The organism is Trinickia sp. (assembly GCF_057351765.1).
In genome coordinates, this window is the sequence record NZ_JBMRBK010000040.1 from 1 (window position 1) to 21,232 (window position 21,232).

Below are 21,232 nucleotides of genomic sequence, written 5' to 3' on the forward strand. Positions count from 1 at the left end.
GCTTTGATCGCCTGCGCTATCCTGCGCCTGGTGCTGCTGGGCCAATTTGCCGAGTTCATCGTGCTGCCGCTGCGCTTGCGCCAGACGCGACGCCGGTTCGCTCACATCCGAAATGTGCGACTGCCCCGATCGCCGAGCTTCGGTACTCACCAACATACCCTTGCCCGAGCGAATCGCCCCGACTGCATCGGTGCGCAGCTCGAAGCCTTCCCCACGCGCATCCTGCCGCCCCTGCCAATCCTCGATCCGAGTAATACTCCCGAGCGACAATTGACTTGCTTGATGATCGCTTCGCAGCTGCGTCTGAATGGCGTTGGCCGTGTCATCAAAAACCAAGTGATTGCTACGCCCGCCACCTCGGTTGCCGGTATCGCCCACGAGCTCGCGGCTGCGAATGCCCGTCAGCGCCCGCTGATGTGGCAACCGCCACGCCGGCAGGTTCATCGCACTCCCCACGCGCCCCGTTACAAGCGGATGGTCAGGGTTCCCGTCAATCCATTGAACGACCACCTCGGAGCCGATCCGGGGCAGCGCACTCATCCCTTGACTGCCGCCCGCCCAGCCGCTCGAGACGCGCACCCACGTCGTGTACTTGCCCTCTCGATCCCAATGAAATTGCAGCAGCACACGCCCGTACTCGTCGGTATAGAGGCTCTCGCCCTCGGGGCCGACCACGATCGCCGTCTGCGGCGCCAAGATGCGTGTATCGACGCTGTTCAATCCGCGCATCGGCCGCCACGGCGTGGTTTTCTTCACGCACGTGAATCGGTTGCTGTACGTCGCCTGCGCGCCGACACCCTGAAGGTAGTTGTTCGTCGCAACGTGATGCGCAAAGGTAATCAGATATTCATCGTCGAAATGGCTGGCGCTGATCGAATATCCGAAGTGGTCGGTTAGTTGAAACCACCGCCCCGGCATCACGAAGCGGTTGTTGCCGGTGGCCTCCCACTCACGTGCAATCGCCTCGATGGCTTCGATACGGCGACTGGTTTGCCACTCCCCGTCTTCCAGGTCGCGGTGCGCATACTGGCCTGCATAGTCGTACCATTCCAGCTTCTGCCCGCGATCACTCGCCCATGCGTCGGTGCGCGCATCGACGAACCCGCCGCTACGCGCGTTCAAATGGGGCATGGCCTTGAAGTCGGTGGTCGACTCACCAATGTGCGTGGACGTGACTTGTTGAATGAACGACCACGATGCGATCCCGTCCGCTTCCTGTGAACCGGCTTGGCTCTGGTAAGGAACCTTGGGGCTTTCACCGTCGATGACCGGCTCCTGGCGCCCTGGATCGGAGATGATCAGCTTGTGCTCCGTCGCCGTGTGCTCGTACCAGTAGCACAGCCCCAAGTGCTCCCAGCGGCGGTGGACGTAGTTATGGTCGTGCTCGCCAAACTGGCACGCCATCGTCATCGAAGGGTCCTTCTGATAGACCTTCCACTGCCAGACCGCCAGCGTGCCGTAATCGGAGAAGATCGTGGCGGTTTGGCCTCGGATATCCTGATCCAGGAACAGCCGGTTGTTCTTGCGTAGCGTCAGGTACCGAATCCACGGGCCCATTTCGGCTTCGTAAAAAACGATGCCCCCGTCGCTCCGCACGAGCCGAAACGAAAAAATATGTCCATTGAAATACCGATAGCTGCCATCGTTGCGCAGCAATTTCACCGCAATGAGCTTGCCGACGAACTCATTGGGATCGAGCTTTGCGTTATCCGACAGGATTTCGATCAGGAATCGGAAATCGCGCGAGAGCGATTCCTCGCCTTCGAGACGATTCACCAACAGGATGTCGTACGGCGCTTTGCCATCCGGGAATGACAGCGTCAATAGCCGATTGTGCTGCATCCCCGTGGCGATCTTTCGCAGATCTTGAACAGACAAGTTCGTATTCATTAGCAAGCCTGACGAAGAAGTCGGCATTCAGAGTCGCGCGATTTTACATAGATTTTCTTCACGCCCAAATACCTCACAGCATTGTTAGGATCGGCCGATCGTTCGCAAAGCAAATATTTCCGATCCATTTATGGTTTTCGGCAATGATTGCCTACTTACAGCCCGTATTCACAATAGTGGCGATCCGCCTCTCACCGGCTCGCCTCGCCATAAAACGGCGCCGCTATGAGTGCTGGAGCCAATGACCAATTGAACGAAACTGTTGGACGGCGCGTATGGCGCAAAGAAGCGCTCCATGACGCGTGCGAAGACGGCGACGCTGTGCGCGACGAAGCGTTGCTCGTCGATTTCCAGCGTCACCTCGATCCCGCGCACCATCGCCGGCTGCGGCGCTCTCGCCATGAATGTCATGACCGCCCGGTGCTTCAGGCCCGTGATGCCGTCGACGTGCTGCGCTTGCGAAGGCGAAAGTTGCGCGAATTGCTGAAACAGTTGCTTGAGGGCCGGCAACCCGGCCTGAGTCAACCTTAATGCATGGGGCGTCTGCTGACCAATGAGCCGCCACAATGCACCGTTGGTACGAGAAAGCTGAACGACCGATGTGGGCACGTGGAGCAACGCGATATTCTCGGTAGCTGATTTCTTGGCTGCCAGCCGCATGTCCCCACCCGATGCGCCGAACGGCAAGGAATGCGGCAAATCCCCATTGGTACACGTCACGTCCGCTACCAGTGTGTCCATCTCGGGGCCCGTCCTCACTCGAGCGTCGGTGCCCTCAAGACGCAGTGCCGCAGCGAGCCCGGTCTCAAGCGATGCGGGACCACTACGCTGCATGAATGTCCACGTGGAAGGTGCGTGACCGGTCATCAGCGCGGCCGACGAGCGCAGCCGAGTGCCTTGCGCGGTGCAAACCTGATCGACCGACCACACCTCGGTGTGTGCATCGTTCTTGGCCTGCGCGTGGATCGGCCACACACCATTTTGCTGATCGTACTTGAGCGAGACGCCCTTTCTTTCGAATAAATTGACGACCGGTGTGCAGAACAACTTCAGGTGATCCGCCGATAGATGCGCGAGCTGCTGAGCGGCGCGCGAATTCGGCGGCACACCCGTCACCACCCAATGCAGCGTCAATTGTTCGGACTGCGATTCGCCCGCCGGTTCACCCTGTGCCGCCGCACACACAGACGCCAAATCGATGTCGACAAAATGGAAGCGCCCGGCATAAGCGAAGTATTCGCCAAGCAGCCCGAACGGCTGGCCGGGCTCTTTTGCATCTGTGACTAGCCAATCGTGCGGACCGAACCCCACCGGTGCAACGGCAATCGTCGGCAGCCGAGCCCAGCGTCCTTCACTGTCTTCGACATAAGCCCTCGCCGTGCGCAGCAGCATGGTATCCATCAGCGCCGCGACCACTGACGGTTGGCCGGCGAGATGGACCCGCAGCGTAGCCGGGGCGGCCACACCGAGGCGGCTGCCGGTCTTGGCAGAGCGGAAGGTCACAGAGAGCATGCCACTGGCATCGGGTGGCAGCTTGACGCTAAGGGGAGCCGTTGGCGTGGTCGCATACTGGGCTCGGGCGATTTCCACCGGCGCCAGCACGACGTTATACGTGGTTCGAAACAAACACCCGCCCTCCGTCGTCTTCAACTGCGTCCCACGCTCGATCCGGACGGATTCAGTCAAGCTATCGAACATCCCTGCCATGTCGAATTGTGCGACCGAGCACGACGGGAAGGGGCGAAGGTACTGCGGAAAGGTGCGTTCGATCAGTGCCTCGGACAACTCGGGATAGTCGTCATCGATTTTTGCGCTGTGGCGGGCGTGCAAAATGGCTGTCGATTGCACCATGCGTTCCACGCCCGCGTCATCCGAACGTCCATCGCTATTGACCGACAATCGCGTGGCCGCCTCCGGATTTCGCTGCGCGAACGCGCGCAAGTCCCGGCGCAGAATCTCCAGTTCTCGCTCGTAATAATGCCGAAGTAGATCGTCGTCGAACTCGTCGTGGCGTGTCGTCATCGGCAAAGATCTCCCTTTTCCATCACCCGAGAATCAAGTCGCTGCTGCGCGGCTTGCATCGCACAATCGGTTCGCCCGTATATTTCGAAAGGACGACCAGTTGAACAAAGCTATTGAGCTGCACGTAGTAACCGAGAAACATATCGATCGTGCCCACGAACGTTGCGATGCTGGCACCGACGAAATGCTTCTCGTCGAGAGTCACGCGCAATTCAGTCCCTGGCACTGCCGTCATGGTTGGGTTTCCCGGTAGCTCAATCGCGGCATCGCGCACCTCGACGCCCACGATCCCTTCGATGTGCCGCGATGTCACGGCGGAGCGCCGTAGGTCGTATAACACCAACGCCGCCTTGAGCGCGTCGACACCGATATCGGCAAGCGAGAGATGATCGAGCGCAAGGTGCGTAGCAAACCTCAAATGCAACGCGTCGCTGCGTTCGAAGCGCAGCGTCGGCGTCGGACGGCGCAGCATGGCCGCACTGATCGAGGGGCCACCATGCTCGTCGCTGTCCCTCAAGAACAAGTCGCCGCCCTCGAGCCCGATGGCGAGTCTGGAGGGCAGATTCCGGTTCGTGCAGGTCAGCTCGAGACTCAACGTATCGGTGTGCGACGCCATCGGATCGAAATCGGTGTCGATGACCGAAATCTCCGTTTCGTAGCCGGGGCTTGCCAAGGCCACCGCTGGGTCGCGGCGGGTGAACCAGTAATGCACGGACCGTGGGTCATCGCCGTAGCGCTGCGAGAAAATCGGCCGGAACTCGATGACGCGGCTACGCGTTTGCGTTTGGCGCACGACGTTCACTGAATCGATCGAATAAATGTCGTAAGAGGCCGCGTGGCTTGCATCGGCCACGACCGGATACGCGACTGCCTGGTGCGTCACGCGGATAGGTTCGCCGGGGCGGCGAAACACATTGACGACGGGCGTCGAGAACAGGCGAAAGTGCGTGGCCGACAACGAGTCCAGCAGGCGCGCAGCGTGCGGGTTACCGTGGCCTTCCTTCAGCACCACGTACAGCGTCACGCTCCGGCATGGCCCCGCAGTATCGAGTATCGCGCCGAGGTCGATGTCGGCGAAATCGTGTTTCTCCGGGAAGCCGAAGTACTCCGCCAGGGGACGGTATGCCGGGTGCGATTTCCACGGATAGTCGAGCAGTGCATCGTCCTTATCGAATCCGGCCTGCGCGACGGGTACTGTCCGCAACGGCTTCCAGCTACCATCGCCATCAGCTTGCACATAGCCTGCCAGCGCATGAATGAACAATCCATCGGCGAGCGCCGCAATGAACGAGGATTCGCCATTCAAATGCGTGCGGACGCTACGCAGGCCGAGCGATCGTAAATCCAGGTGCGGCGCCGTCGATTCGAATGTCATCGACACGATCCCCGCCGCGTTCACCGGCAAAACGACAGGGGCCGCAGCCGCCGGCAGATAACGCGCCTCGCTGATCGCAAGCGGTGCAAGCGTCACGTCGTAGGCGGTCTTGAATCGACACTGAACACCGTTGATCGACCGGCTGACCAACTCCGTGCCACGTGCCAGCTTATGGGAGATCGGCTTACCGTCTGTGGCAGCCGTGACGGTAAACTGCGCAATCGAGCATGACGGGAACGGGCGCAGATAATGCGGATGCATCACGTCCAACAGCGCCTCGACACACTGCGGATAATCATCCTTGAGCTTCTTGCCGATGCGAGCATCGAGCAGCGCTATCGCCTGGATCAATTGCTCGATGTGCGGATCGTCGCCGTGCTCGTCCGCCGGCAAAAGGCGTCCCGCAATCTTGGGATAGCGCTGTGCAAAGCCCCCGGAATAACGGCGCAAATGCGATAGCTCGCGCTCGTAGTACGGCAGTAATTCTTCCATCTGGGTCTCAGGATCAGTGTGCTAGCCGGCCGGTGCGCCGCTATTGTTTTCGTGGCCTTCTTTTAGAGCCTCTTTGGGCGTGCGCGGCTGACCGAATATTGCAGCGTGGACGGTTGCAGCATGGCGTCGAAGTTGACGGGCTCCGAGGCCGGATGCACGACCAGCATTGCCTTGATGGCGAAGCACAGCAGGTTCGTGGACTGCACGTTCACTTCCAGTTCGACCTCGACCTGCTTGAGCCTGCGCTCGTGGCGTTCGATCGCGCGTTGAATCGACTTGCAGATGGTCTCCCGGTCGTCGTGACTGGCGAGACTGAGCCCTGCGAAATCGTTGAGCCCATAGGTCAGCACCGATCGCTGGCATTCGTCGAACCCGGCGAGGCGTTCGTCGGTGAATGTAATTCGGGCATTCAGAAGAGACTCGATATGGCGCGCGACCGTACCTTTGAGTTCGTCCAGCGACAGCTGCCGCACAACGGCGGACGCCGGCTGATTCGGGCCGTCGCCGAACAATTTGTCGAGCAGACTAGGTTCGAAACGGTTCATCTATTTTTTTGAAAGAATCCGTAGTGATGCACCCTCTCAAGTGCGAGGCGTATGATACAGGACCACTCCAGCGCCTGATGGAACGCTCGCGCTGCTGCCGAGAAAATCAGAAATATCTGAAAATGCTCGCCAGGTCGCAACGAGTTCCAGATGAAGCCGGCCAGGACTGGCGCTCGAACCATCCTGCTATCACTCGGTTTCGTGGCGCGAAGGCACACGTACCGCCCTGAGGCCCGACGGCAGCGGCGCCGAAGCCGCCGACCTCGACAAGGGAGGTCGATCCCGCGTCAGCGTGTAAACTGTCGGGTTTTTCGACTCCGTTCGTAAAGCCGTATCGTGACAGTCCCGCAGCGCTCAGCACTGAGCGGTCCGACACTTATTCGTCTGCTCGCCCGCCTGACAGACAGCAACGTCGCCGAACCCGCGCAGACGCTCTCGCAGCGCCTGACGGGGTGGCTCGATTGGACCGACGCCATTGCGCTCTCCTCGGCGCTCGGTGGGGGCGCGTCCGCCGCTGTCGTCGCCGACGCTCAACCGTTGGGCACGGCCGAAGCATGCGAAAGCGAGTGCCATCGCGTTCGTGCAACGCTGGCTCGCGCCATTGCCGGCGACAGCATATTGATGCCCGCAAGGCTCGCGACACGCGGAACGCCCGGGCGCGCATCAATACCCGTGCACGCGCCGCGGCGCAACGACAAGGGCGACGACGTGGCCGATTACACGCTCTTTCGACAGTGCTACCTCTCATTGCAGCAGAGCATGGAGACCCATATCGGCAATCTGCGCCGCCGCCTGAGGGCCACGCTGGCAATGCGCTCGAGCGCGATGGGCCGCCTTGCGTTGGTCGATGCTGCAATGGAGCGCGCGCTCGAAGCGCGCGAGCAACATCTGTTGAGCAGTGCGCCCGTTGCGCTGCGTGGGCATTTCGAGCGCCTGCGTACGGCCGAAGCCGAACGGTTGGCACACGGAGAAGCACAAGCGCAGGCTCAGGGCCGCCTCACCACGATCGAGCCCGGTGCGTGGCTGGACACGTTCCGCTACGACATGCAGTGTGTTCTGCACGCCGAGCTCGATCTTCGTTTTCAACCGGTGCAAGGGCTGCTTGCCGCCCTCCGCACCTGCTAATCCGGACCCAATGTTTAGGAATCCCATTCATCTCGCAGTGTTCCTGGCCGGTCTCGCCGTTCTTGCCTGGATTGGTACCGGCTATGTCGTCTCGAACCCGGTGGCGCTCATCGTCACGCTGTTGATCGGCGCGTGCTATGTCGCCGGCTCGGTCGAATTGCAACGCCATCATCGGGCTACGTCCGGACTGATCGAAGCAGTCTCGGACCTTGCCGAGCCGCCGCCCGCGCTTGGGGCGTGGCTCGAACGCGTACCCGCGAGCCTGCGCCATGCGGTGCGCCTGCGCATCGAAGGCGCGCGCGGCGCGTTGCCCTCGCCTACGCTCGCACCCTACCTGGTCGGCTTGCTCGTGCTGCTCGGCATGCTGGGTACGCTGCTCGGCATGATGGCGACGCTTCGCGGTACCGGTGCGGCGCTCGAAAGCGCCGCCGACCTTCAAGCGATCCGGGCTTCGTTGGCCGCGCCGGTGAAAGGGCTCGGCTTCGCGTTCGGCACGTCTATTGCCGGCGTCGCTACTTCGGCGATGCTGGGCCTGCTCGCTGCGTTTTGCCGACGCGAGCGCACGCAAGCCGTCGAGTTGCTCGATGCCAGGATCGCAACGACGCTGCGTGCGTTTTCGCCTGCGCATCAGCGCGACGAAGCGTTCCGATTGCTGCAGCGGCATGCCGATGCGATGCCGACGCTGGTCGACCGGTTGCACGCCATGACCATTGCGATCGAACAGCAAAACCTGAAGTCGAACGAGCGGCAGCTGGCCAGCCAGGAAGCGTTTCACAGCAAGACCGAAGCGGCCTATCTGCGCCTTGCGTCGTCGGTCGAGCAATCGCTCAAAGAGAGCATCGCCGAAAACGCCCGCAACGCGGGGGCCATGCTCCAGCCGGTCGTCGAAACCACGATGGCCGGCCTCGAACGCGAGAGCGTCGCGCTGCGCGACAGCATCGCTCGGTCGGTGGAGCGCCAGCTCGATGGGTTATCGAAAGGCTTCGAAACGTCGAGCGCATCAGTGGCGCAGATCTGGAACCGCTCGCTGGATGCGCATCGGCAATCGAACGAGGCGCTCGTCGCGCGCCTGAGCGCGTCGGCGCAACAGTATGTGGATGCAGCGGCTGCCCAATTCGAGCAGCATTCGGCGTCTTTGCTCCAGTCCACGGGTGAAGCGCACGTCCGGTTGGCCGATCTGCTCGCATCGCGCGACGAAACACGACTCGCGGCCTGGGCCCAACGGCTTGAAACAATGGCCGCGGCTTTGAGTCAGGAATGGGAGCGCGCGGGTGCCGGCAACGCAAGCCGCCAGCAGGAGATCTGCGATACGTTGTCCCGCACGATGCGCGAAACGGCAGCCCACACGCAGGCCCATGCAAGCGAGACGATCGCCGAGATTGCGCGCCTGATGCAAGCCGCATCGGAGGCACCGAAGCTCGCGGCCGAAGTCGTCGCGCAATTGCGTCAGAAGCTGTCCGACAGCATGGCGCGCGATACGGCGATGCTCGAAGAGCGCAGCAGAATGCTGGCGACGTTCAATACGCTGCTCGATGCGGTCAACGACGCTTCGACTCGTCAACGCTCGGCCGTGGACGAGCTGATTGCGACCTCCTCGGGTCTGCTCGAACGCGCAGGCCAGCGCTTCACCGAAACGCTCGGATCCGAGTCGGACAAGCTCGGCACCGTTGTCGCGCAGATGACGAGCAGCGCAATCGAAGTGGCGAGCCTTTCGGAAGCATTCGGCGCTGCCGCACAGTTGTTCGGCGACGCGAACGAGAAACTCGTCGCGCATCTGGAGCGCATCGAAGCGGCACTCGACAAATCGCTCGCCCGCAGCGATGACCAACTCGCCTACTACGTCGCCCAAGCGCGGGAAGTCATCGATCTGAGCATGATGTCGCAAAAGCAGATCGTCGAAGATTTGCAGCGGCTCGCCACGCAGCGCACGTCGGAATCCGCCGGAGCCGAGACGGCATGAGCGAGGAAATCGAAGCCGGCGCCGAAGCGGGCGCGCCGATCTGGGCCGCCTTCGGCGATCTGATGTCGGTTCTGCTCGGTGTGTTCGTGCTGATCCTGGTGGGCGTCATCGGCGTTCAAATGGAGCTCTCCACACAGCTCGACAAAGAGATCAAGGAACGTCAGCTCGAAGCGCAGCGGCGCAAAACACTGGAGCAGGCGCTGGCCGGGCCGCTCGCGGCGGGCCGCGTGACGCTCGTCGACGGACACATCGGCATTAGCGGCAGCCTGCTCTTCGCGCTCAACTCGGACCAACTGCAGCCGAAGGGGCGCGAGTTGCTCAAGAGCCTTGCAGGGCCGCTGGCGGCCTATTTACGAGGTCACGAGGAAATCCTGATGGTCAGCGGTTTCGCGGACGATCTGCAGGTTCGCGAAGGCAACCGGCACTTTGCCGACAACTGGGAACTCTCGGCCAAGCGTGCGCTCACCGTGACGCGCGCGTTGATCGACGAAGGCATTCCACCGTCGTCGGTTTTTGCGGCCGCGTTCGGCTCCCAACAGCCCGTGAGTTCGAATGCGGACGAACAAGGCCGGGCCAGGAATCGACGCGTCGAACTCGCGCCGATGCCAAAGGCGGCGGCCTCCACCCCGAGGTCCCATGGCTAGCGAGGCCCTCGATCCAGCCTCGATGCTGCAAGCATGGCGCGAAAGCGGTGCCGATCGCGTGAAGCCGGTGCGCTTCCGAGCGATCGAAGCGCTCGCACGCCGGGCCGCGTACCAGACGGGCGAGGTGCGTCGCCTTCTGGACGAGCGAATCGCAGGGTTGATCGACGCCTATGCCGAAGACCTTGAAAAAGCCGCGCCGGTTGCGGTTGAGCGCGACATGCCGATGACGCCAAACCCGCGCCCGCGTAGCGCGCTGGCCGAGCTCGTCGACCAGATGGCCGCGAATCGTGCGCCCAGCGATGGCGATCGTCCTGCAATCGGCGGCACGGCAGGTCCATCGCGGTTCGATCCCGAGCCGGAAGCGCTCGATTATTTCAGGCACACGTGGTCCAAGCTCAGCACCGAGCGCCGGTTACGCGAATCGCACGAACAGGTGCCCGGGAATGCGGGGCCGCTCAATTCCGAGAGCCTCGTATATCGCTCGCTCTCGTTGATGCGCGAGCTGTCCCCGGAGTACCTGCGCCAATTCCTGGGCTATGTCGACGCACTGTCCTGGATCGAACAATTGAACGAAAGCGAGGGGATGGCGGCGAAAGATGGCGCGCGTCCCGCCTCTGTCAAAAAGAGCGCGCGCGGCAAATCGCGCTGACGCGAACGCCGTCGCTGCAAACGGCCGCCTTGTCCCCGCACGTTACTGCAACGTGCCCCAACGTTCGACCGCCGGCTCGGCCGACGCCCATTTCCATCGGCTGTCCTGCTGACACGCGCTCGCCGCATACCAGTGCTGCGGCGCGCCGGGCTTTTCCCCATCGACAACCGAGAACACGAACTCCTTGCAGCTCGCGAGCGGCGTCGCGAAAGCGCGCGTCACGCGTACCTCGCCGTGGCCGTTTTCGAGCGGGATGCGGTGCTTGACACGCCACGGACGCGTTTGCCCAACGTCCATCTCACCGGCCGCGCTGGAAATCGCGTCCTGTTGATCGGTATGCATCGAACGCGTATAGCGCTTGACTGCCTCGTCCGTAGCGCCCTGCACCGCGATGCCGACGCCGATACCGACGGCAGGATTGGCCGACACCAGACCTGTCGCCGCACCGGCAACGGCACCCGCCGCAGCCCCCACCGATGCGCAACCGCTCAAAGCAAGACCCGCGTAAATGGAAAACGTCCCTACTGCGATCAGGCGCATCAACGGCACGCGTGGGGTCATCGGCCCGCTCATTGCAGCGCGCCCCAACGTTCTGTGGCGGGTTCGGCTGATGCCCACTTCCATGCATTGCCGTCCTGACAAACGGCGGCGACGTAGAACGCGCTCGACGCCGGCGTATCCTTTTTCGCGGGCCGATCGACCGAGAACACGATTTCCTTGCAATCGAGCGCGCCCTGGCTGATGACCCGGCTCACCGTGACACGTCCGTGCTCGTCCTCTTCGATGGGCACCGAATGCGTCGCGCTCCAATTCGCCACTGCCCCGACGCCGAGCGGCCCGGCCACTTTGGCGATGCTGTCCTGGGTGTCGCGATGGACGATTCGCTGGGAGAACTGAACACCAGCTCGTGCTGCTGCGACGGCGCCGAGGCCGATGCCCGCCGCCGTCGCAGCGTTGTGCGTGACCGTGCTGGCGACTGCGGCACCGGCAACGCCGGCGCCTGCTGTCGCACCTTCCGTATAGAGCGAGTTGCAGCCGGCAAGCGCGGCGCCAAGCGTGGCCGCGACGACCGCCAGCACGGCGCGGGATACGATGAACGAACCGCTGCGCCAAGCGGCATGATGTCCGAGATCTTTCATGCGTTCAGTGTTCGATGGTGGTGCGAGCCCGGCGTCGAGCAGGCGCGGGATCGCAGGGTTTTCCGTGCCGCAGCATGGTACAGGATGGTGTGCGCCGTGCAACTCGAAAAACGCAAAGAATTGCAAACCGCGGCAAGCGGCAGCAAACGGTGCTTGCGCGTCGCGTATCGGCCAGTATCTGTTCGCGTCGCCTTGCGCGCAACTATCTGTCAGGAACTCCGTCCCCTCTTTTCGGGTCACTGACACTGACGTGCGAAGAATCGAGACATCGCGCGCCGCTCACATCATCAGGAGAATCCATGCAACGCCGTCAATTCATTGCGATGACGAGTGCCCTCGTGGCTTCGGGCGGACTCTCGCTGGCCGGATGCACGACCACGCCCGCTTCGTCGAGCGCCACGCCCGAGGCCAATGCCGGACGGCGTCAGTCGATCGATGCCGACGTCAACTCGACGCTGTCCCGGCTCTACGCCACCGTCAACGGTTCTAGGGAACTCGTCGGCAAGGCGCGCGGGGTGCTCGTGTTTCCCTCGGTCATTTCGGCCGGCTTCTGGTTCGGTGGCCAATACGGCCAGGGCGCCTTGCGTATAGGCGAGCAGACGAGCGGCTACTACAGCATCGCGGCCGCATCGTTCGGACTGCAGATCGGTGCGCAATCCAAAGCCATCGTCATGCTGTTCATGACGCAAGAGGCGCTCGACAAATTCGTCAACAGCCAAGGGTGGGCGGCAGGCGTCGATGCCACGGTAGCCGTACTGCATGTCGGGGCGAACGGCAACGTCGATACGTCGTCGACGCTGAGGCCCGTGGAAGCATTCGTTCTGACGAATGCGGGATTGATGGCGGGCGTCTCGCTCGAGGGCACCAAGATCTCGCGGCTCGTTATCTGATCTGTGCGGCGACGCCTGCGGCGCGCATCATTGCGAGGCGAACCGCTCGCGGTACGCCTGTGGTGTCGCGCGTAACAGACGGATAAACGTGCGGCGCATCGTTTCTTCCGTGCCGAATCCGCACCGGGAGGCGATGCGTTTGATCGACCATGACGTTTCGCCAAGCAAGCGCTGCGCGGCTTCCACGCGAAACTGCTCGACCGTTCGCGCCGGCGTGCGGCCCGTCTCGGCGCGGTAGTGCCGCATGAAGCTGCGTTCGCTCATGCGGGCGCGGCGTGCCAATGCCGGTATCGAGAGGTCGGCGCCCAGATGCTCGGCCATCCATGTATGCAGCTCGGCGAATGGGTCGCCCGCTTGTTGCATCGACAGCAACGCGCTGAACTGCGCCTGCCCGCCCGGGCGTTTCATGAAGACCACGAGCTCGCGTGCAACATCGAGGGCGGCAGGCCTGCCGAGGTCTTCTTCGACGAGCGCCAGCGCCAGATCGATGCCTGCGGTTACACCGGCCGATGTCCATATCGCGCCGTCCCGAATGAAGATCGGGTCCGCTTCCACCTGAAGCGCGGGATAGCGTTTCGCCAATTGCTCGCAGCGGCTCCAGTGCGTCGCTACGCGACGCCCGTCGAGCAGGCCCGCTTCCGCCAGCACGAAGGCCCCGCTGCATACCGACACGACACGTCTCGCACCACTCGCCTGCTTGCGAACCCAGCGCGTCAGCCTCGCGTCCTGCGACGCTGCCTCGACCCCTCTGCCGCCTGGAACGATCAGTGTATCGATGCCTTTTGCGGCCGAACGGAGTCCATCGGCTACCACGGCAAGCCCTGACGAGGTGATTACCGCGCCGGGCTCCGCTGCGACGACACGCGCCGCATACGGCCTCGCCCGCCCACTTTCCGCAGCCAGCTCGTTGGCCGAGGCGAAAACCTGTAGCGGCCCGGTGATATCGAGCAACTGCGCATCGGGGAACGCGAGAATCAGAATCGGAAGCATCGCCTGGATAATCGGCTTCTAAATCGACGTGGCAGGAAACGTGGGTTAAATGGCATTTCTGCCATACGGTACACGCATAGAATAGTCTTGTCGACGGGCGATCCGCGCCGGCCGCAGCGAACCGGCATCGTTCCGTTTCATTCCATCGCCGAGGTACCTCATGACACTGCAAGTAGGCTTTCTCGTATTCCCCGAAGTTCAGCAACTCGATCTGACCGGGCCGCACGACGTGCTCACATCGCTACCGGATACCACGGTGCACTTGGTCTGGAAAACACGAGCGCCCGTTGCCTCGAGCAGCGGACTCCTGCTGACGCCGAGCATCAGTTTCAGCGACTGCCCCCAGCTCGACGTCATCTGCATACCGGGCGGCAGCGGCGTGACGAACTTGATGCGCGACGAGGAAACGGTCGCGTTCGTTCTCAAGCAAGCAGCCGGCGCGCGTTATGTCACCTCCGTTTGCACTGGCTCGCTACTGCTGGGTGCCGCGGGGCTGTTGCGTGGCCGACGCGCCACGACGCACTGGGCATTTCATTCGCTGCTCGAACCGCTGGGCGCCATTGCGACGCACGGCCGCGTCGTTCGCGATGGCAATCTGTTGACGGGTGGCGGCGTCACGGCCGGCATCGACTTCGCATTGACCATCGCGGCGGAACTGGCGGGCGACGATGAAGCTCAGGCGATCCAGTTGGAGCTCGAATACGCGCCCGCGCCGCCGTTCGAGTCGGGCAGTCCCGATACGGCGCCCGCTCATATTCTGGCGATGGGCAAGGCGCGTTCGGCCGCTTCGCTTGCAAAGCGAGCCGCAGTCGTCAATGAGATCGTGGACGCGTCACGGGCGTGAGCGTGGCGCGTTGCGCTTTGTATCGATAATCGACGGAGCCATGCATTGAAAGTTATTCGAAGCAAAGCGTTCCAAGGCAGGCGCGCCTGGGACGCTATCGATATCGCCAATATGGCCGGCACGACGGTGCGCCTGCACTGGACCGATCAGCCGTATCGATGGCACGTCAATGACGGTGAAGAGGTGTTTGCGGTACTCGACGGTGTGGTGGACATGCATTATCGAAGCGCCGGGATCGAGCATGTCGCCACGCTCGAAACGGGGGACGTCTTCTTCGCCGATATTGGCTGCGAGCATGTAGCCCACCCGCGCGGGGTGGCGCGCATTCTCGTGGTCGAGCGTGAGGGGAGTGTGTAGTAGCCGGGAGCGAGTAACTGTAACGTTACTCACGCTCGAACGATCGCACCTGCAACAACGGCGGAAAAAGCTTCATCCAAAGCAACGTAATCCCGATCGTCCCGATACCCCCAACGAGCACAGCCGCGCGCGCCCCCCACCATCCGGCCGTGATACCCGATTCGAACTCGCCCAATTGATTCGACGTGCCAATGAAAAGCGAGTTGACCGCACTCACCCGCCCGAGCATGTCGTCGGGGGTACGCAATTGCACGAGCGACGACCGGACGACGACGCTGATCACGTCCGAGGCGCCCAGCGTGGCAAGCGCGATCAGCGAAACGAAAAAATTCGTCGACAAGCCGAAGACGATCGTTGCAGCGCCAAACACGATCACGCCGCCGAGCATCGCCGCGCCGGGCCGCGTGCGCAGCGGAAACCGCGCAAACCAAAGCGTGCCGAGGAGCGCGCCCGCAGCGGGCGCCGAGCGCAGCGCACCCAAACCCCAAGGTCCGGTCAATAGGACATCGCGCGCAAAAATCGGCAACAGCGCGGTAGCGCCGCCGAACAGTACGGCAAAAAGGTCGAGCGAAAGCGCCCCGAGAATGACCGGGTCGCGGCGAATGAACGCGATGCCCGAGAACACGGACTCGAACGTCACGGGCGCACGCGAGACAGGTTTCGCGCGCAACGGGATCGAAACGACGAGACCCGCCGCGGCGAGAAAACCGATGAAGCAAGCGAGATAGACCGCGCTCGGGCCGACCCCGTAGAGGACACCCCCACACGCCGGTCCAAGAATCTGTGCGACCTGGTTCGCGGAACTCGATAGCGCGGTCGCGCGCGGCAACTCGCTGCGCGGCACCACAGCCGGCAGCAGCGAAGCCACGCACGGCGCCTCGAACGCGCGCGCCGCCCCCACCCCGGCCGCCAGCGCATAAATCGCGGGGGCGGTGAGCCATCCGCCAAGCGTGCCCAGCAGGAAAATACCGGCGGCCAACGCTTCGATCGACTGGCAGACCGCGATGATGCGTCGGCGATCATAGCGGTCGGCAACGTGCCCGACGACGAGCGTCAGTGCGAACATCGGCAGAAACTGCGCGAGTCCGACCAGACCGAGCGCGAAAGCGCTATGCGTCAATGCATACATATGCCAGCCGATCGCGACGGCGAGCATCTGAAACGAAAGCGACGATAACCCCCGCGTCCCCCAGAAACGCCGAAAGGAACCGCGATGTATTGAGCTTTGTGGAGAGTCGAGGGATTCCACGGGTTGCGGCGTTTGCACTGTCATGAGTATCGCCACGTCCGCCCGAAGCGGCGCAGCCTTCGAATTGTCGGGCGCGGTTTTTGGTCTAAGCCGGAGAGTGTAGAGCATCTTCCCATACCGCATCTTCGTAGTCCGGCGAGGAAATCATCCATGCACCGAGAAACCACCCGTTCCGACGATACGAGCGACTGCGCCACGAGTTGCGTCATAATGGCGGACTGCCTGGCGTTACAATCTCGCGGTACCTCTCCTACCCCGAATCAACGGTTTTCCTCATGAGCACAATTCTCGAGAGTCTTCCGACCGGCCAAAAGGTCGGCATCGCCTTCTCCGGCGGCCTTGACACGAGCGCCGCGCTGCATTGGATGCGCATCAAGGGTGCCGTCCCCTATGCGTATACGGCGAACCTGGGCCAACCCGACGAGGACGATTACGACTCGATCCCGCGCCGCGCGACGCAATACGGCGCCGAAGGCGCGCGCCTCGTGGATTGCCGCGCGCAACTCGTCGCCGAGGGCCTCGCGGCTCTGCAATGCGGTGCATTCCACATTTCGACGGCGGGCGTGACGTATTTCAACACCACGCCGATCGGCCGCGCCGTGACGGGCACGATGCTCGTCGCCGCGATGAAGGAAGACGGCGTCAACATCTGGGGCGACGGTAGCACCTACAAGGGCAACGATATCGAGCGCTTTTACCGCTACGGTCTGCTTGTGAATCCGGACCTCAAGATTTACAAGCCGTGGCTCGATCAACAGTTCATCGACGAACTGGGCGGCCGTGCCGAAATGTCGGAGTTCATGCGGCAGGCGGGCTTCGGATACAAAATGTCGGCGGAAAAGGCTTATTCGACCGATTCGAATCTGCTCGGCGCGACGCATGAAGCCAAGGATCTCGAGAGCCTCGAAAGCGGCATCAAGATCGTCAATCCGATCATGGGGGTCGCGTTCTGGCGCGATGACGTACAAATCGCCAAGGAAGAGGTCGCCGTCCGTTTCGAGCAAGGCCGTCCCGTGGCGCTGAACGGCGTCGAGTTCACGGATGCCGTGGAGCTGATGCTCGAAGCGAACCGGATCGGCGGCCGCCACGGCCTCGGCATGAGCGATCAGATCGAAAACCGGATCATCGAAGCCAAAAGCCGCGGTATCTACGAAGCCCCGGGGCTCGCGTTGCTCCATATCGCCTATGAGCGCCTCGTCACGGGTATTCACAACGAGGACACGATCGAGCAATACCGCGAAAACGGCCGTCGGCTGGGCCGCCTGCTCTATCAAGGCCGCTGGTTCGATCCCCAGGCCATCATGCTGCGCGAAACGGCCCAGCACTGGGTGGCCCGCGCCGTGACGGGCGAGGTCAAGATCGAACTGCGCCGCGGCAACGATTATTCGATTCTCAGCACGAAGTCGCCCAATCTGACCTATCAGCCGGAGCGGCTCTCGATGGAGAAGGTGCAATCGACGTTCTCGCCGCGTGACCGAATCGGCCAACTCACGATGCGGAACCTCGATATCACCGATACGCGCGAGAAGCTGCGGATTTACTCGCAAGTCGGCTTGCTGACCCCCGGCGAGGCGTCGGCCTTGCCGCAATTGAAAGACGGCGGCGAATAAAAACGGGCGCTGTAGCGCCCATTCGCATCGCTCGGCTGGCCGGAAGGACAAAAGGGAGTGCCGTAGTGTTCGGCGCTCCCTTTTGTTTAGTTCAGCCAATAAATGGTGCAGGGGTCGTCGGGCGACATCGAGCACGCGCCCAGCGGCCACGCGGTACCCGCCTTCACGATTTCATGGACGGCGTCTCGCGCTTCCGAGCTTCGCCCATACACCACGACGGCAAAACACATCAGGCCGAATAGGGTGACGACGGAAAAGGCAAATTTCTCAAAGGCTTTCATCGGACGAATCGAAACTGGAAACGGGATCGGTTCGTCATTATATCGAAAATACCTACGGGTTTTCCCCTAGTTTCGACGATCAGCAGCAAATGTGCGGCGTGGACGCCACACCTGCGCCCTAATGGGACCTATTCCAGCCGGCTGCGGACAAGCGCACCGAGCCGTCGCAACGCGTCATCCATCTCTCGATCGAAGGGCCGCGGGCAACTGATTCGTATGAACGAATCGAATTGACCGGCATTCGAAAAGATCGCCCCGGGAGCGATCCGGATGCCCACGGCCAGCGCGGCCTCGAACAGGCGCTCCGAACGCACACCTTCCGGTAGCGCCACCCAAAGTAACAACCCGCCCTCGGGCGGGCTTAGGCGCGTGCCTTCGGGAAAGTAGCGTGCGATCGCATCGGCCGCGGCCTCGCGCTGCGCCCGCAAACGCTCGCGAAATTGAAACAGATGGCGGTCGAAGCCGCCCGAAGCGAGGAACTCCGCCGCGACGAGCTGCGGCAGGATCTCGTTGTGACGACTCTGCGTGAACTTGAGCATCTTGATGCGGCTCGCCCATTTGCCCGCCGCCATCCAGCCAAGCCGAAGCCCGGGCGCCAGCACCTTGTTGAGCGAAGGACAGTAAATCACGTTGCCCTCGCGGTCCCACGCCTTGATCGGTCGCGCCGCCGCGGCCTCGACGAGTTCTCGATACGGTTCGTCCTCGATGATGGCAACGCCGTATCGCGCACCGATGCTGACCAACGCCGCCTTGCGTTCGTCGCTCATGATCGAGCCGAGCGGATTCTGCAGATGCGGCACGACCACGACCGCCTTCACGTTGCCGTACGCCGAGAGCGCCATGTCGAGCGCCTCCAGCGATAGCCCCGTGGTCGGGCTCGTCGGAATCTCCAATGCCCTCAAACCCAGGCTTTCCAGGATCTGCAGGAGTCCGAAGAATGCGGGCGATTCAATGGCGATCGTATCGCCCGGCTGCGCCACCGCCCGTAAAGCGAGATTGACCGCCTCGACTCCTCCCATCGTCACGATGACTTCATCGGGCGATACGACGACACCTGCCGATAATGCACGCCGTGCCACAGCCTGCCGAAATTCGGGCGCGCCGCTATCGGCACCGGCCTCCGTCAGTAACGTTGGGCGGCGACGCAAGAGACGCGTCGTCAATGATTGCAGCCGGGTCGTTGGATAGAGCCCGGCAACCGCCGTCGCACCGCCCAGATTCAATGCACCGGGGCAGGCGCTGGCCCGCTCGATCACGCGCGACACGCGTTCGTGCAAGCCTACATATCTCGCTTCGTCGGGCAACGAGGCCATACCGGGCTCTCGTACGGTCTCGAGACGCGTGACGGGTCGGCGCACAAAATATCCGGCACGCGGACGCGCACTCAGCAAGCCTGCTTCCTCGAGACGCCGAAACGTTTGGACCGCGGTGGACAAGCTGACGCCATGGCGGCTCATGAATGCGCGCACCGAGGGCATGCGGTCGCCGGGAGCAAGCGTGCCCGCACCGATGATGCGGCGATAGTGTTCCGCGAGCCGTTCGTACAGCGGCTCGCCGGGCATGGGCAGATCGAATGGTGGGTCGTCGGGAAATGGCATGGGCCGATCGTGTCCCAAACATCACCTGCAGGCCAGATACAGATCGGCGAATTGAGGACCGATACAGTGGGATCGAACGAAGCGCTGTATCGCTGCAGATTCCCGCATGCTGGGTCTGTCGCGTCCCCTGACTGCGATCGTAAGCTCGAGGTGTCTGCAAACAGCTCGAAAGACCGCTCACATTCAGGACCGACAGCCATGCAAGCTTACGAAACGCGGTATGTTCCAGGTCAAATTCACGTCGTCCGATTGCGCCGCGGAAGCTCGATCGCTGCAATCGAGGGCACACTGAGGTTGCGCTATCGGGACGAATCGCTGAATTGGCTGCTCGATGCCGCACCTGTCAGCCGCGTGCGTCTCGGCGAAGGAGAGGGGTACCGGTTGCCTTGCGATGCGTTCGTCGAGATAAGCACTGCGGGCCAAACGGCCGCAGTCGGCGCGGTCGAACCTGCCTCGACAGCCTTCGCGCGCTGTGCCGCATGGATCGCGAACGCGGCAATTCCCCGTTGGCTCAAGCTGCCGCACCCCGCCCGTTAGCGCACGACCCAGCGGATAGCTAAACTACCCGCATTTCGGTCGCAAAGACGGACCTTATGTCTCCTCGAGAAAACGCCCGCGCCACGTCGCCGGCCCCGGCCCCGGCTCAGGCGTCGGCCGACGCAGAGCCATTGGAAGACCCGGCCTTGCTTCGCCGCCTGCTGCGTGCCAAAGACCGGATGGATGCCGCCTCGCATGAAGCATGGCCGATCAAGCGTTTGGCCGAAGTCAGCGCCATCTCCGAAGCGCACTTCGCGCGCTCGTTCAAGCGCGCGTTCGGTCTTCCGCCGCACCGCTATCTGCTGACGCGGCGCATCGAACAGGCCGCTACCCTGCTGCGCGACACCGATCTCGACATCACGGAAATCGCCTTCGCCACCGGCTGGGAGAGCCTCGGTACTTTCGGCCGCATTTTCCGCGATATCACCGGCCAGAGCCCCGGCGCCCTGCGCCAGGAGGCTCGGGCCGGCGTACCTGCGCTCGACCGCGTGCCCGCATGCGTACTGAAAGCCGCGCAGCGCCCCGACCTCACCATCGCAGTTTTGGAGAAGCGTCGCCGTATGGCCGGCGATACAGTTCGGCCATCATCCAAAGAACCCAAGGAGGTCGAATGAACGAAGGTATCAACGTCGTAGGCTTGTACGTCGACGACCAGGACGAAGCGCTGGCGTTTTACGTCGGCAAACTCGGATTTCGCGTCCACACGGACGTGCGCAACGGGCCCTATCGCTGGCTCACCGTCCAGCATCCGGATCAGCCTTCGTTCCAATTGGGCCTGTTCACGCCGGGGCCGCCCATCCACGACGAAGCCACCGCACGGACGTTGCGCGCGATGGTCGCCAAGGGCGCCATGCCGCCCCTGGTGCTCTCGGTAACCGACTGCCGCGCCAGCTACGCCAAGCTCCATGCCCTCGGCGTGGAGTTCACGCAAGAGCCGATGGACCGCTTCGGCAGCGTGGATGCCGGATTCCGCGATCCTGCCGGCAACGGTTGGAAAATGATTCAGGCCGCGCAAAACGCGTCGTGAGCATCGGC

The 21,232-nt window shown here is 62.7% G+C and carries 21 protein-coding genes; 11 read left to right on the top strand and 10 right to left on the bottom strand.

The genetic code is table 11. The features are described 5' to 3' along the window. The 4 genes from ACO1XS_RS10385 to tssE form a co-directional block, all read right to left on the bottom strand. On the bottom strand, window positions 1-1,878 hold a 1,878-nt coding region (locus ACO1XS_RS10385), incomplete at its 3' end, for a type VI secretion system Vgr family protein (protein WP_486390619.1). A gap of 180 nt (window positions 1,879-2,058) precedes the next feature. Next, complete coding sequence (gene tssF / locus ACO1XS_RS10390) at window positions 2,059-3,912, bottom strand: type VI secretion system baseplate subunit TssF (protein ID WP_486390620.1); 1,854 nt, start codon at window positions 3,910-3,912, stop codon at window positions 2,059-2,061. A 22-nt stretch (window positions 3,913-3,934) separates the two neighbouring features. Next, the gene (tssF, locus tag ACO1XS_RS10395; RefSeq protein ID WP_486390621.1) at window positions 3,935-5,779 is read right to left on the bottom strand and encodes a type VI secretion system baseplate subunit TssF; all 1,845 of its coding nucleotides are present in this window, start codon (window positions 5,777-5,779) and stop codon (window positions 3,935-3,937) included. 62 nt (window positions 5,780-5,841) lie between these two features. Beyond that, window positions 5,842-6,324, bottom strand: coding sequence for a type VI secretion system baseplate subunit TssE (gene tssE / locus ACO1XS_RS10400; RefSeq protein WP_331570662.1), 483 nt, complete (start codon window positions 6,322-6,324; stop codon window positions 5,842-5,844). 333 nt (window positions 6,325-6,657) lie between these two features. On the opposite strand from tssE, the gene ACO1XS_RS10405 reads away from it, so the two are divergent. From ACO1XS_RS10405 to ACO1XS_RS10420, 4 genes are read left to right on the top strand one after another with little or no spacing between them, the layout of a single operon-like run. Next, on the top strand, window positions 6,658-7,449 hold the full coding sequence (locus ACO1XS_RS10405; protein ID WP_486390697.1) for a DUF3348 domain-containing protein: 792 nt from the start codon (window positions 6,658-6,660) through the stop codon (window positions 7,447-7,449). Window positions 7,450-7,459: 10 nt separating this feature from the next. Next, window positions 7,460-9,409 (top strand): DUF802 domain-containing protein, encoded by a 1,950-nt coding sequence (locus ACO1XS_RS10410; RefSeq protein WP_486390622.1) that lies wholly within the window; start codon window positions 7,460-7,462, stop codon window positions 9,407-9,409. Beyond that, window positions 9,406-10,053, top strand: a complete 648-nt coding sequence (locus ACO1XS_RS10415) for an OmpA family protein (RefSeq protein WP_486390623.1) — start codon at window positions 9,406-9,408, stop codon at window positions 10,051-10,053. The genes ACO1XS_RS10410 and ACO1XS_RS10415 overlap by 4 nt, the downstream gene beginning before the upstream one ends. Then, window positions 10,046-10,702 (top strand): DUF2894 domain-containing protein, encoded by a 657-nt coding sequence (locus ACO1XS_RS10420; protein ID WP_486390624.1) that lies wholly within the window; start codon window positions 10,046-10,048, stop codon window positions 10,700-10,702. Before ACO1XS_RS10415 ends, ACO1XS_RS10420 begins: the two co-directional genes overlap by 8 nt. Window positions 10,703-10,744: 42 nt before the next feature. Here the strand turns inward: ACO1XS_RS10420 and ACO1XS_RS10425 are convergent, their stop codons facing one another. Both ACO1XS_RS10425 and ACO1XS_RS10430 read right to left on the bottom strand, forming a co-directional pair. Next, on the bottom strand, window positions 10,745-11,242 hold the full coding sequence (locus ACO1XS_RS10425; protein ID WP_331570713.1) for a hypothetical protein: 498 nt from the start codon (window positions 11,240-11,242) through the stop codon (window positions 10,745-10,747). Window positions 11,243-11,271: 29 nt separating this feature from the next. After that, window positions 11,272-11,841: a hypothetical protein gene (locus ACO1XS_RS10430; RefSeq protein WP_331570670.1), complete on the bottom strand. Its 570-nt coding sequence runs from the start codon at window positions 11,839-11,841 to the stop codon at window positions 11,272-11,274. Between the two features lie 299 nt (window positions 11,842-12,140). On the opposite strand from ACO1XS_RS10430, the gene ACO1XS_RS10435 reads away from it, so the two are divergent. Next, window positions 12,141-12,731 carry a BPSL1445 family SYLF domain-containing lipoprotein gene (locus ACO1XS_RS10435; protein WP_440564009.1) on the top strand — a complete coding sequence of 197 codons (591 nt, stop codon included), beginning with the start codon at window positions 12,141-12,143 and terminating at the stop codon, window positions 12,729-12,731. A gap of 27 nt (window positions 12,732-12,758) precedes the next feature. Here ACO1XS_RS10435 and ACO1XS_RS10440 read toward each other — a convergent pair whose 3' ends face one another. After that, window positions 12,759-13,721 carry a GlxA family transcriptional regulator gene (locus ACO1XS_RS10440; RefSeq protein WP_331570674.1) on the bottom strand — a complete coding sequence of 321 codons (963 nt, stop codon included), beginning with the start codon at window positions 13,719-13,721 and terminating at the stop codon, window positions 12,759-12,761. A gap of 160 nt (window positions 13,722-13,881) precedes the next feature. Here ACO1XS_RS10440 and ACO1XS_RS10445 point away from each other — a divergent pair, with 160 nt between their 5' ends. After that, entirely contained in the window at window positions 13,882-14,565 is a 684-nt protein-coding gene (locus ACO1XS_RS10445) for a DJ-1/PfpI family protein (protein ID WP_331570676.1), read from the top strand. Between the two features lie 45 nt (window positions 14,566-14,610). Beyond that, window positions 14,611-14,922, top strand: a complete 312-nt coding sequence (locus tag ACO1XS_RS10450; RefSeq protein ID WP_486390625.1) for a cupin — start codon at window positions 14,611-14,613, stop codon at window positions 14,920-14,922. 25 nt (window positions 14,923-14,947) lie between these two features. Here the strand turns inward: ACO1XS_RS10450 and ACO1XS_RS10455 are convergent, their stop codons facing one another. Further along, complete coding sequence (locus ACO1XS_RS10455) at window positions 14,948-16,195, bottom strand: MFS transporter (RefSeq protein ID WP_331570679.1); 1,248 nt, start codon at window positions 16,193-16,195, stop codon at window positions 14,948-14,950. A 251-nt stretch (window positions 16,196-16,446) separates the two neighbouring features. Between ACO1XS_RS10455 and argG the strand changes: the two genes are divergently transcribed. After that, the gene (argG, locus tag ACO1XS_RS10460; protein ID WP_331570681.1) at window positions 16,447-17,781 is read left to right on the top strand and encodes an argininosuccinate synthase; all 1,335 of its coding nucleotides are present in this window, start codon (window positions 16,447-16,449) and stop codon (window positions 17,779-17,781) included. A gap of 86 nt (window positions 17,782-17,867) precedes the next feature. Here argG and ACO1XS_RS10465 read toward each other — a convergent pair whose 3' ends face one another. Beyond that, entirely contained in the window at window positions 17,868-18,062 is a 195-nt protein-coding gene (locus ACO1XS_RS10465; protein WP_486390626.1) for a hypothetical protein, read from the bottom strand. 128 nt (window positions 18,063-18,190) lie between these two features. Continuing rightward, window positions 18,191-19,660, bottom strand: coding sequence for an aminotransferase-like domain-containing protein (locus tag ACO1XS_RS10470; RefSeq protein WP_486390627.1), 1,470 nt, complete (start codon window positions 19,658-19,660; stop codon window positions 18,191-18,193). A 198-nt stretch (window positions 19,661-19,858) separates the two neighbouring features. Here ACO1XS_RS10470 and ACO1XS_RS10475 point away from each other — a divergent pair, with 198 nt between their 5' ends. Genes ACO1XS_RS10475 through ACO1XS_RS10485 form a run of 3 tightly spaced genes read left to right on the top strand, consistent with a single transcriptional unit; the run spans window position 19,859 to window position 21,224 of the window. Next, window positions 19,859-20,197, top strand: a complete 339-nt coding sequence (locus ACO1XS_RS10475) for a hypothetical protein (protein ID WP_486390628.1) — start codon at window positions 19,859-19,861, stop codon at window positions 20,195-20,197. A gap of 56 nt (window positions 20,198-20,253) precedes the next feature. Next, complete coding sequence (locus tag ACO1XS_RS10480) at window positions 20,254-20,811, top strand: helix-turn-helix domain-containing protein (protein WP_414720270.1); 558 nt, start codon at window positions 20,254-20,256, stop codon at window positions 20,809-20,811. Beyond that, window positions 20,808-21,224, top strand: coding sequence for a VOC family protein (locus ACO1XS_RS10485; protein ID WP_331570687.1), 417 nt, complete (start codon window positions 20,808-20,810; stop codon window positions 21,222-21,224). The genes ACO1XS_RS10480 and ACO1XS_RS10485 overlap by 4 nt, the downstream gene beginning before the upstream one ends. Window positions 21,225-21,232: the final 8 nt, after the last annotated feature.

Coding starts and splice junctions, on each gene's coding strand:
- tssF (WP_486390620.1), bottom strand. CDS start 3,912: ATGACGACACGCCACGACGAGTTCGACGACGATCTACTTCGGCATTAT.
- tssF (WP_486390621.1), bottom strand. CDS start 5,779: ATGGAAGAATTACTGCCGTACTACGAGCGCGAGCTATCGCATTTGCGC.
- tssE (WP_331570662.1), bottom strand. CDS start 6,324: ATGAACCGTTTCGAACCTAGTCTGCTCGACAAATTGTTCGGCGACGGC.
- ACO1XS_RS10410 (WP_486390622.1), top strand. CDS start 7,460: ATGTTTAGGAATCCCATTCATCTCGCAGTGTTCCTGGCCGGTCTCGCC.
- ACO1XS_RS10415 (WP_486390623.1), top strand. CDS start 9,406: ATGAGCGAGGAAATCGAAGCCGGCGCCGAAGCGGGCGCGCCGATCTGG.
- ACO1XS_RS10420 (WP_486390624.1), top strand. CDS start 10,046: ATGGCTAGCGAGGCCCTCGATCCAGCCTCGATGCTGCAAGCATGGCGC.
- ACO1XS_RS10425 (WP_331570713.1), bottom strand. CDS start 11,242: ATGCGCCTGATCGCAGTAGGGACGTTTTCCATTTACGCGGGTCTTGCT.
- ACO1XS_RS10430 (WP_331570670.1), bottom strand. CDS start 11,841: ATGAAAGATCTCGGACATCATGCCGCTTGGCGCAGCGGTTCGTTCATC.
- ACO1XS_RS10435 (WP_440564009.1), top strand. CDS start 12,141: ATGCAACGCCGTCAATTCATTGCGATGACGAGTGCCCTCGTGGCTTCG.
- ACO1XS_RS10440 (WP_331570674.1), bottom strand. CDS start 13,721: ATGCTTCCGATTCTGATTCTCGCGTTCCCCGATGCGCAGTTGCTCGAT.
- ACO1XS_RS10445 (WP_331570676.1), top strand. CDS start 13,882: ATGACACTGCAAGTAGGCTTTCTCGTATTCCCCGAAGTTCAGCAACTC.
- ACO1XS_RS10455 (WP_331570679.1), bottom strand. CDS start 16,195: ATGACAGTGCAAACGCCGCAACCCGTGGAATCCCTCGACTCTCCACAA.
- argG (WP_331570681.1), top strand. CDS start 16,447: ATGAGCACAATTCTCGAGAGTCTTCCGACCGGCCAAAAGGTCGGCATC.
- ACO1XS_RS10465 (WP_486390626.1), bottom strand. CDS start 18,062: ATGAAAGCCTTTGAGAAATTTGCCTTTTCCGTCGTCACCCTATTCGGC.
- ACO1XS_RS10470 (WP_486390627.1), bottom strand. CDS start 19,660: ATGCCATTTCCCGACGACCCACCATTCGATCTGCCCATGCCCGGCGAG.
- ACO1XS_RS10475 (WP_486390628.1), top strand. CDS start 19,859: ATGCAAGCTTACGAAACGCGGTATGTTCCAGGTCAAATTCACGTCGTC.
- ACO1XS_RS10480 (WP_414720270.1), top strand. CDS start 20,254: ATGTCTCCTCGAGAAAACGCCCGCGCCACGTCGCCGGCCCCGGCCCCG.
- ACO1XS_RS10485 (WP_331570687.1), top strand. CDS start 20,808: ATGAACGAAGGTATCAACGTCGTAGGCTTGTACGTCGACGACCAGGAC.